At 62.4% G+C, this 2,186-nt stretch carries 3 protein-coding genes; 2 read left to right on the top strand and 1 reads right to left on the bottom strand.

Annotated elements, in window-relative coordinates:
- Positions 1-671 (top strand): HlyD family type I secretion periplasmic adaptor subunit (locus EN969_RS27790; RefSeq protein ID WP_127419572.1); only part of this gene is annotated, 671 nt, incomplete at its 5' end.
- Positions 661-1,302, top strand: a complete 642-nt coding sequence (locus EN969_RS27795; RefSeq protein WP_024502654.1) for a ribbon-helix-helix domain-containing protein — start codon at positions 661-663, stop codon at positions 1,300-1,302. The genes EN969_RS27790 and EN969_RS27795, both read left to right, overlap by 11 nt.
- Positions 1,303-1,351: 49 nt before the next feature.
- On the opposite strand, the gene EN969_RS27800 is transcribed toward EN969_RS27795, so the two are convergent.
- Entirely contained in the window at positions 1,352-2,182 is an 831-nt protein-coding gene (locus tag EN969_RS27800) for a transglutaminase-like cysteine peptidase (protein ID WP_127413451.1), read from the bottom strand.
- Positions 2,183-2,186 lie beyond the last annotated feature (4 nt).

Genomic DNA, 2,186 nt, shown 5'->3' on the forward strand with positions numbered 1-2,186 from the left:
TAGAGCGCGAACAGACCGAACTCAACGGCCAGCTGAACCTTGCCGGCGAAACGATAAAGAAGATCAAATCGTCGATCACGGAAGCTCAGCTTCAGGTCGAGGAACTCGGCCTGCAATTGCAGCAGGAGGCGTTGGACGACCTTACCCAGGCGCTGGCGGACCTTTCGGTGGTGGATGAGACCATAAGGGGAGCCACCGACAAGGTCGCGCGCACCGATATCCGGTCTCCCGTGGACGGCATCGTCAACACGCTGGAGCTGAACACGGTCGGCGCCTTCGTCCAGCCTGGCGCCGTCGTGGCCGGCATCGTGCCAACCTCCGAAACGTTGCTGGTGGAGGCACGGGTCTCGCCGCGGGATGTCGCCTTCATCCGGCCCGACCAGGAAGCCCTTATCAAGGTCACCGCCTATGACTTCTCGATCTTCGGCGGCATCGAGGGCAAGGTCTCCAACATCACAGCCGACAGCCTGGTCGATCAGAAAACGGGGGAGCCCTATTATCAGGTGCGCGTGGCGACGGACAAATCGACCCTTCAAAGAGACGGCAAGGCCTATTCGATCATCCCCGGAATGATCTGCTCGGTCGACATCAAGACCGGGCGCAAGACGATCCTGCACTACCTCCTGAAGCCGATCAACAAGGCGCGCGAGGAGGCGATGAGTGAGCGGTAGCGCCAGCCCTCATCATTCCGATCGCGAGCGGCTGCTTGCGCCAGTCGCCGCCGAGGATTTCGGGCTGGAGTTTCGGGTCGTGGCGCGCGGTGGCATACGGCGCGGCATTCGTCTGGAGCGGGCATTCTGGATGTCGCTGAAGCAGATGGCCGAAAGCAGGAAGTGCACGATCGGCATGCTCATCGACGAGATCGCCGAAAGCCAGGCCCAGACAGGCAATCTGACATCCGCGATCAGGGTGGCCTGCATGCGTGGGTTGGGGGACGAAAACCTGACCTTGCGAAGGCTTGCATCGATCAACACCATCAACGCCATACTGGTCGCGTGCCCGTCTCCGGCCTTTGCCCTGGCTTCTTCGAAGAAGATCCTGTCGTTCAACGCGCCGTTCCAGCAACTGGTCAAGCGCCAATTGCCGATCGCCCCAAGCGATGACGCACGGCACGACCTCAAGCTGGCGCTGGACCTCAATGTGGCCGACATCTTCACGCGGCTCGACGCCAATGGCGAATCGCCGGTGGCCACCGGTTTTGTCATCGGCGCGGGTGACCGTCGATACCGGGGGCAATTGAATGCGGTGCGGGCCCCGGTGCTCGAGCCGGAGCTGCTGATGGCGTTCGTCTTCGGCGGCTGAATGCCCGCCAGTCTTTGGCGAGAACCTATGGCTTGGACTGGCCGAAACCCTATGGCTGAAAACCTTCGCCGGGTGCGACGGTTGCGAAACCGCCCTTGATGTCGGCCATCTGGGCGCCGCCCGGTCTTGAACCGTGGATCCAGGCCCGGTCCGTGCTGAACGAATAGAGCGGGACGTAATCCGGGAGATCGCTGTCACGCATAACGGTGTTGCTGAGGCTGTCGAGAATGAAGGTGCCGCTGCCTGTGCTCACCGACAGCACTGCGTGAAAGAAGCCTCTCTTGCGATCCTGGAGGACGACAAGCGCCATGCTTTGCGTCGGAATGCCGGCCCTCAGCAGGGCCGTCATCTTGAGGATGGCAAAATCCTCGCAATCGCCGGCTCGCCGCTCGAGAATCTCCGAAGGCTTCGCCCAATAGTCGAGCTTGCCGTAGACGACGCTGTCTTTCCTGTAGGCGATCAGGCGATTGACGCTGCTGTTGACGAAGGACAGCTTCTCGCTGAATCCCTTGCCTTGAGCGGCAGCGATCATGCCGGCAAAAGCCGTGCTCTTGTGCTCGCAGGGGCTGCCTGCCGAACAAGCGGTGATTGCCCGGTAGACAGGCGCCCAGCGCGCCGCGACGGGAAAATTGCGCATGGACAAGGCAACCGATCCGAAGACCCCTGGAATAATCGACGCGGTCTGCACCGGATCTATCCCGGCGTCATCTCGCGCCGTTGACGAGCCGTCCCCGCGGCCGACATCCGGGCCATAGCTGCCGGTGACCATGCCGATCCGGTAAGCGTCCGCAGGCTGCCAGGGCTGGGGCCTCGTCAGTGAAACACCGCCGAGACAGGGCGGCGTCTGGACCTTCTCCTGGGGCCTGCCGGGTGCGGGGATATCG

The sequence above is a fragment of the Mesorhizobium sp. M7A.F.Ca.CA.003.01.2.1 genome, from assembly GCF_003998945.1.
GTDB classification, from domain to species: domain Bacteria; phylum Pseudomonadota; class Alphaproteobacteria; order Rhizobiales; family Rhizobiaceae; genus Mesorhizobium; species Mesorhizobium ciceri.